Genomic DNA, 8,182 nt, shown 5'->3' on the forward strand with positions numbered 1-8,182 from the left:
TTGTGGCTCGGTCCCCAGATGTCGTTGAGCAGCTGGGTCTGCATCACCAGCTTGCCGGGGTGGCACACCAACGCCTGCAGCAGGGCGAACTCCTTGCGGGAGAGGGGGATCTCCTCCTCCTTCATGGTCACCTTGTGGCTGCTGATATCCAGCGTCAGGCCGCATTGGGGGAAGTGGCGCCGCTCGCCGCTGCTGACGCCAGCCCGCTGGCGCAACAGCACACGGATGCGGGCCATCATCTCGCCGATGCCGAACGGCTTGCTCATGTAGTCGTTGGCGCCGGCATCCAGCAGCCGCACCTTCTCCTGCTCCGAATCGCGGGCCGACAGCACCAGCACCGGATTGGGGTGGTGTTCGCGAATGGCCTGCAATACCTGAATACCATCGCCATCCGGCAGACCGAGATCGAGGATCACCAGATCGGGGTTGAGGTGGCGATACTGCTCCAGCCCTTCATTGACCCCCACCGCCTCACTCACCTGATGCCCCTCGGCAATCAGGCTGATCCGCAGAAAGCGACGGATCGCCGCTTCATCATCTATGACCAGAATGTGCGCCATCGAACCTCCAGAGGCGAATGGTGGGAGGGGCTGAGTGACCCGATCAGGCGGTCAGCCATCAGACCTCCGGTGAATTGAGGGCGAGCGGCAGGGAGATGCGCATGCAGGTGCCGTTGCCATTGGGGCCGGAGAAGGCCCAAATCTTGCCGCCGTGGGCCTCTATCATAGCGCGGGAAATGGCGAGGCCAAGCCCGGTGCCGCGGCTGCCGCAATCGCCAACCGGCTGGGTGTAGAAGAGGTTGAAGATCTTCTCCCGATCCGATTCGGCGATACCGACCCCGATATCGATGATGTCGATGATGAGGTCGGGTTCGGCCACCATCACCTTGAACTCGATGGGGGTGCCTGCCGGCGAGTAGCGGGAGGCGTTGTCGAGGATATTGACCAGCACCTGCTCGATCAGGGCGCCGTGCACATAGAGCTGGGGCACATGCTGATCGAAATGGACCAGCAGCTTGTGCTGGCGCCAGGAGGAGTCGAGCCGCTTGCGGGCGCTCTCCACCAGATCCGCCAGATCGACCCAGTCCCGTTTCAGCTGGAAGTCGGGGGAGCCGATACGAGTCATATCCAGCAGATTTTGCACATAGCTGTGCAGGCGGCGCGCCTCCTCCTGCACCGAGTGGAGCAGTTCGTCGCGGTCTTCGGCGGGGATCCGGTCACCATATTCCAGCAGGGTGCTGCCAGCCCCCATGATGGTGGCCAGCGGCGTTTTCAAATCGTGGGAGACCGAGGAGAGCAGGGCGGCTCGCATCCGGTCGGTCTCCGCCTGCAACTGACTGTCGGCCAGCCGCTCGTTGAGGTCGATCCGCGCCAGCGCGGCGCGAATGTCAGTGAGCAGTGCCTGCAGCTGATGCTCGGCGGAGGAGGAGAGCGGATTGCTGAGGCTGATGCCGATCACCAGATCGTCGCTGAGGTGGTGATACTGCGCCTCGGCGGCATTGAGGGTGGCGGTGTGGGCCCCGGCGCTCTGCTTCTGGGCCAGACACCAGTCGATGGCCGCCTTGTCGGTCTGCCCGGGCCTGTGCTTCTCGTTGCCGAGCCGATCGTTGAACTCCTTGTCGATCACCACGGTCGGCTGGCCGAGCGCCAGTGAAATGGCCTGAGCACCTTGTCTGAGCACCTCCTCCGGGCTGCTGGCGGTGGCCAGCCCCTGACTGAGGGAGAGCAATGCATTGCCCAGCTGCTGGGTCTCGCGCAGACCGATCAGTTGTTGCCGCTGGCGGGAGGCGAGCCGCCCAGCCGTCATGCCGACGATAAGCAGCACGAACAGGGTGAGCAGATCGCTGTGGTTGGCGACGCTCAGGGAGAAGTAGGGGGCGGTGAAGAGCAGATTGTGGGCGATAAAGCCCAGCACAGCCGCCAGTGTGGCGGGCACCAGACTGGTGGTGAGGGCTGTCGCCAGCACCCCCAGTACAAAGATGAGTGGCAACGCTGCGGGCGGCAGCCAGTAGGAGAGCCCCCATGCGGCGGCCGAGGTGATCCCCATGATGGTCACCGCCAGCAGGCTGTGGTGTATATCCTTCGGGGTCGGGACGCGCATCCCCACTTCGGGCTTCTGCTTCTCGGTATCGACCAGCGTGATTTCGAGCCCTTGCGCCTGCTTGAGCAGGTGCTGCACCAGCGAGCGGCGCCACGGCGCCTTGTGAGGTTTGCCGAGCAGCAGCTGGGAGACCTGTTGCTGTTCGGCGGTCTCCAGCAGGGTGTTGGCGACCGCCGGACTGGAGAGGGTCAGCACCTTGGCACCGAGGTGGGAGGCGAGCGCCAGCGCCTGCTCCACATCGGCCGAGCGGCGGCCATTGCTGTCGACATGCACCACCAGCCACGGGAGCTGACGGCGCTGGGCAAAGCGGTGGCCGTAGCGCACCAGCGCCGAGCCGTGCAGGTCACCGAGGCAAACCATCAGCTTGCCCCGCAGCGGCAAGGTGCTCTTGCCTGCTGCCTGCCACTGCAGTTGCAGATCGCCCTCCACATGGCTGGCGGCGGTCTGCATCGCCAGCTCCCGCAATGCGGTGAGGTTGTTGAGGGAGAAGAAGGATTGCAGTGCCGCCTTGGCCTGATGGGGCACATAAACCTTCCCCTCCTTGAGGCGGCCGAGCAGCTCCTTGGGGGGCAGGTCGATCAGCACCAGACTGTCGGCTTCCAGCAGCACCTGATCGGGCAGGGTCTCTTTTACCCTGACCCCGGTGAGCTGCCACACCAGATCGTTGAGACTCTCCAGATGCTGCACGTTGAGGGTGGTGTAGACGTCGATCCCGGCGTTGAGCAGCTCCTCCACATCCTGCCAGCGCTTCTCGTGGCGGCTGCCGGGGGCGTTGCTGTGGGCCAGCTCGTCCACCACGGCGATGGCGGGCTTGCGCGCGAGCAGGCCGTCGAGATCCATCTCCTCCAGTCGCTGCTGGCGGTGCATGTGGATCTTGCGCGGCATGATGGCGAGCTTGTCGAGCAGGGCCAGGGTTTCTTGACGGCCGTGGGTTTCCACCACGCCGATCAGGATGTCTACCCCCTCTTTGGCCTGTTCCCGCACTGCCTGCAGCATGGCGTAGGTCTTGCCCACGCCGGGAGCTGCGCCGAGAAACACCTTCAGCTTGCCCTTGTGCTCCTGTTCCAGGCTCGCCAGCAGGGCGTCGGCCCTTACCTCATCACGCATCCCCATGCTCCTGCATCAGACTCGTCAGCAGGGCGTCAGCGCTTGCTAGATCAGCCATTGTTATCCCTATCGAGCCAATTGCCCGTTTCGAAAATCGAGGTCATCACCAAACCGGAACGGGCGCCATCAGGCGCCCTTTTTATGATCCAGTTGCAGATTCAGCTGGAGAATGTTGACCACCTGCGGGCCAAGGATACCAGCTTGTGTGGCCGACTTGACCTGCTCCGTCAGTTGGGCGGGATCCAGTCCACGTTCTTTGGCGACGCGGTCGACCTGAGCCAGCACCGCATCGAGTGGCAGGTGGGGATCGAGGCCGGAGGCGGAGCGGGTCAGCATGGCGGGGGAGCGGGTTCCAGGCTGTGCCTTGGCCACCTGTTCGGCGAACTCTGCCCGCAGCGGTGAGCTCATCCCCAGATTGCTGGCGCTGCCGCCTATGGTGTTGAAATCGCTGGCGGAGGGACGGGGATGGAAGTAGTCAGCCCGCTCGAATTTCTGCCCCAGCAGGGCGCTACCGATGAGTTGCTGCTTGCTGTCGGTCAGCTGGCTGCCGTTGGCCTGCCAGGGGAACAGCAGTTGGGCCAGTCCGGTGACCGCCAGCGGATAACCCACTCCCAGCAGCAGGGTCAGGGTCAACAGGGTTCTGATTGCTATCATGATTCTCTTGCTCCAAAAGGATGGCTGGGGATGCGGGTCTGCCCCGCATCCCGGTTATGTCGTTACACCAGACCCAGGCCGGTAATGACCAGATCGATCAGCTTGATGCCGATAAACGGAACCAGCAGGCCGCCGACACCGTAGATCAACAGGTTGCGGCGCAGCAGGCTGGCGGCCGAGCCTTTCAGGTCGACACCACGCAGCGCCAGCGGCACCAGCGCCACAATGATCAGGGCGTTGAAGATGATGGCCGACAGGATGGCGCTCTGCGGGCTGCCCAGCTGCATCAGGTTCAGCGCCCCCAGTTGCGGGTAGGCGGCGATGAACAGGGCTGGCAGGATGGCAAAGTACTTGGCCACGTCGTTGGCGATGGAGAAGGTGGTCAGGGCGCCACGGGTCACCAGCAGCTGTTTGCCGACCAGCACCACATCCAGCAGCTTGGTGGGGTTGGAGTCGAGATCCACCAGATTGCCCGCCTCCTTGGCGGCTTGGGTACCCTCGTTCATGGCCAGACCCACATCAGCCTGCGCCAGTGCCGGTGCATCGTTGGCACCGTCGCCGCACATGGCAACCAGACGACCATCGGCCTGCTCCTGCCGGATATAGGCGAGCTTCTTCTCCGGCGTCGCTTCGGCGATGAAGTCATCCACCCCGGCTTCTGCGGCGATGGCGGCGGCGGTTTTCGGGTTGTCACCGGTGATCATCACGGTACGGATCCCCATGTGGCGCAGGATCTGGAAGCGAGCCTTGATACCGGGCTTGATGATGTCCTTGAGGTAGACCACTCCCAGCAGTTGCTCATGGGTACAGACCAGCAGCGGAGTCCCACCCTGACGGGCGATGCTGTCGACTGACTTGAGTACCAGCTCCGGCACCGCCTTGCGGTCGAGGCTGAGGTAGTTCAGCACGGCATCTACCGCACCCTTGCGATATTGATGACCGTTGCGATCCAGCCCGCTCAGCCGGGTTTCGGCGCTGAAGGGGATCACCTTGTCGCTCTCCAGCTGGCTCGGCTTGGCCATGCTTTTGCTGGCCAGAGTCAGGATGGATTTGCCCTCCGGGGTGTTGTCACCCAGCGAGGCCAGCATGGCCGCTTGTGCCAGCAGGGCCGGGTCGATGCCCGGTGCCGGGATCAGTTCGTCAGCCATTCGGTTGCCGAAGGTGATGGTGCCGGTCTTGTCCAGCAGCAGGGTACGCACGTCACCGGCCGCTTCCACGGCACGGCCAGACTTGGCGATGACGTTCAGCTTCACCAGTCGATCCATACCGGCAATGCCGATGGCGGAGAGCAGGCCGCCGATGGTGGTCGGGATCAGGGTGATAAAGAGAGCGATCAGGTAGAGACGCGGTACCTGGGTGCCGTTGTAGTCGAGGAACCAGGGCAGGGTGGCGACCACCAGCAGGAAGATCAGGGTCAGACCCACCAGCAGGGCATCGAGCGCCATTTCGTTGGGGGTCTTCTGGCGCTTGGCCCCTTCCACCAGTGCGATCATCCGATCCAGCGTACTTTCGCCCGGATTGTTGCTGACGCGCACCCAGATCTCGTCGGAGACGACGGTGGTGTTGCCAGTCACACCGCTGCGGTCGGTGCCCGACTCGCGGATGACGGGGGCGGATTCGCCAGTGATGGCGGCCTCGTTGACTGAGGCGATACCGGCGACCACTTCGCCGTCGGCCGGGATCATCTCGCCGCTGCGTACCAGCACCAGATCCCCCTTCATCAGGCTGGTGGCGGGCACCCACTCGCCCTGACCATCTTTGGCATTGATCACCCGACGGGCCTTGAGCTGGCTCATGCCCGCTTTCAGGCTATCGGCACGGGCCTTGCCGCGTCCCTCGGCCAGAGTTTCTGCGAAGTTGGCAAACCAGAGGGTCAGCCAGAGCCAGGCGGTCAACTGCCAGGCCAGCGAGGGAGCAACCCCCGAGAAGGGCTGCCCCAACAGCGATTCCACGGTGGCCATCACGGCAGCCAGCCAGAGGGTGAACAGGATGGGGCTGCCAAACAGCGCCTTGGGATTGAAGCGATAGAGGGCCTCAACCATTGCCTGGATGATCTGTGATTTCTGTTTTTTGCCCTTCACCAACATGGTGTCGGTGCTCATTGCAGTGGACTTGCTCATTGGAAAGCTCCCAGCATCAGATAGTTGGCCATTGGCATCCGGATGGTGATCGACAGGGTCAGGTTCATCAGAGTGCTCCTCCGATCAGGCTCAGATGTTCGGCCACCGGGCCCAGTGCCAGCACCGGCAGGAAGGAGAGGCCACCTATCAGCAGGACGGTGATGATCAGCAGGGTAACGAACAGCGGGCCGCTGATGGGGAAGTCCCCTTCGCTCGTCTCCTGACGGGGCGCGCGGGCCAGCTGACCGGCGATGGCCAGTACCGGAATGATGTAGCCGAAGCGACCGAGCAGCATGGCCAGACCGATGGCGATGCACTGCCAGTTGTCACCGGCGGCAAAACCGGCGAAGGCGGAGCCGTTGTTGCCGGCAGCCGAGGCGTAGGCGTAGATGAGGCGTGACAGACCGTGCGGGCCATCATGGCCGATGATGGTGCTGGCATCCGGCATCAGCATGGTGACACCACCGATCACCAACACACCCACCGGCATGACCAGCATGCTGGCGACCACCCACTTCATTTCGGTGATGCCGAGGCGTTTGCCCAGATAGGTCGGGGTGCGCCCTACCATCAGGCCGCACAGGAATACGGTCAGCAGCACGAACAGCATCATGCCGTAGATACCGGAGCCGACCCCGCCGAAGATGACCTCACCCAGCAGCATGTTGATCATGCCCACCATGCCGCCGAGCGGAGTAAAGCTGTCGTGCATGGCGTTGACGGCACCGTTGGAGGCGGCAGTGGTCGCCACTTCCCAGATGCTGGAGAGCACAGGGCCGAAGCGGCTCTCCTTGCCTTCCCAGTTGCCAGCCATGTTGCTGGCGTCAGTGGTGAGCTGGGCGAGGGCGGGATCCGGTTTCAGCTCCTGGGAGAGGGAGACGAAGAGCCCCAGCACCAGCATGAGGGCCATGGCGCCGAGAATGGCGCGACTGTGGGCCATGTCCTTCACATAGCGGCCCAGAGTAAAGACCATGGCTGCGGCGATGGTGAGCAGGGCGACCATCTCCAGCCAGTTGGAGAGGGCTGTCGGGTTCTCGAACGGATGTGCTGAGTTGATGCCGAAGAAGCCGCCGCCGTTGGAGCCAAGCTGCTTGATGGCGATCTGAGAGGCCGCCGGGCCGAGGGGCAGCAGCTGCTCCTGACCCTCCACACCGTGGAACGGCAGATAGGCGGAGAGGCTTTGCGGCACCCCTTGCCATACCAGCACCAGCGCCATGATCAGTGCGATGGGCAGCAGCACATAGAGGCAGAAACGCACCAGATCCTGCCAGAAGTTGCCAAGGTTGATGGTCTGCTGGCGGGCGATGCCGCGGAACAGGGCAATGGCGACGGCGGCGCCCGTCCCTGCGGAGACGAAGTTCTGGGTGGTCAGGCCCACCATCTGGCTGAAGTAGGAGAGGCTGGCCTCACCGGAATAGGCTTGCCAGTTGGTGTTGGTCATAAAGCTGACCGCGGTGTTGAATGCCAGTTGCCAGCTCAGACCCGGCAGTTGTTGCGGGTTGAGGGGCAGCAACCCCTGCGCCATCAGGATCAGGAACAGCAGACCGAAACCGGCGCCGTTGAAGGCCAACAGGCTGAGGGCGTAAGACTTCCAGTCCTGCTCCCGCCCATCGGTGCCACAGCAAGCCAGCGTGGCGCGCTCGACCGGTGCCAGCCAGCGGATTTTGCCTTCAAATACCCGGTAGATGTAGTTGCCCAGCAGCGGTGCCGGCAGCAGAACCAGCAGCACGAAGGCCACCGGATAGATTATTTCTTGCCACATGTTCTAGTTCCTCACTCGTGGTCACGGTGCGTCAGGGCACGCATTGGATTGCCCACGAGGCTCGGCAGTTTGCTGGCCACCGGGTAGATAATTTCTTGCTGCATATAGGTAGTCCCTCACTCGTGACTGCGCGTGAGTGCGCGCATCAGATAGGCCATCAAGGCGAGGACGAGCAGCAGATATAGCCAATTCATATCGACTCCATTGAGATAATTAGCTGCGAGAGCCGATGTAAGACCATATCGACTCTGTTGGTGTCATTGACGATGAAAAGGGTATGTAAAACAGGCGTAAAGGCGCCATAAAGCGCCATGTGGCAGGCGTAAAATCGGCGTAAAGAACGACGGATTTGCGAGAGAAATGGCGAGGAGGGATCAAAAAACCCGGCCTGAGCCGGGTTTGGATGAAGGGATTACATGGCTGTAGAAGCTGGCTGCTC

The 8,182-nt window shown here is 62.8% G+C and carries 5 protein-coding genes; all 5 read right to left on the minus strand.

The window, feature by feature from the left end:
• A partial coding sequence (locus tag AACS18_RS12630) for a response regulator transcription factor (RefSeq protein WP_108614339.1) occupies positions 1 to 560 on the minus strand: 560 nt, incomplete at its 3' end.
• A gap of 58 nt (positions 561 to 618) precedes the next feature.
• Entirely contained in the window at positions 619 to 3,207 is a 2,589-nt protein-coding gene (locus AACS18_RS12635) for a sensor histidine kinase (RefSeq protein WP_108614336.1), read from the minus strand.
• A gap of 126 nt (positions 3,208 to 3,333) precedes the next feature.
• A complete protein-coding gene (locus AACS18_RS12640) occupies positions 3,334 to 3,861 on the minus strand; it encodes a potassium-transporting ATPase subunit C (RefSeq protein ID WP_100644740.1) in 528 nt (175 codons plus the stop codon).
• 62 nt (positions 3,862 to 3,923) lie between these two features.
• Entirely contained in the window at positions 3,924 to 5,981 is a 2,058-nt protein-coding gene (kdpB, locus tag AACS18_RS12645) for a potassium-transporting ATPase subunit KdpB (protein WP_108614337.1), read from the minus strand.
• A 67-nt stretch (positions 5,982 to 6,048) separates the two neighbouring features.
• A complete protein-coding gene (kdpA, locus tag AACS18_RS12650; RefSeq protein WP_108614338.1) occupies positions 6,049 to 7,743 on the minus strand; it encodes a potassium-transporting ATPase subunit KdpA in 1,695 nt (564 codons plus the stop codon).
• Between the last annotated feature and the right edge of the window lie 439 nt (positions 7,744 to 8,182).

This window comes from Aeromonas sp. HMWF015 (assembly GCF_963878965.1).
In the GTDB taxonomy this organism is placed as follows: Bacteria; Pseudomonadota; Gammaproteobacteria; order Enterobacterales; family Aeromonadaceae; genus Aeromonas; species Aeromonas veronii.

Excerpts from the sequence above, each read along its gene's own strand:
- AACS18_RS12635 (WP_108614336.1), bottom strand. The coding sequence starts at position 3,207 with ATGCGTGATGAGGTAAGGGCCGACGCCCTGCTGGCGAGCCTGGAACAG.
- AACS18_RS12640 (WP_100644740.1), bottom strand. The coding sequence starts at position 3,861 with ATGATAGCAATCAGAACCCTGTTGACCCTGACCCTGCTGCTGGGAGTG.
- kdpB (WP_108614337.1), bottom strand. The coding sequence starts at position 5,981 with ATGAGCAAGTCCACTGCAATGAGCACCGACACCATGTTGGTGAAGGGC.
- kdpA (WP_108614338.1), bottom strand. The coding sequence starts at position 7,743 with ATGTGGCAAGAAATAATCTATCCGGTGGCCTTCGTGCTGCTGGTTCTG.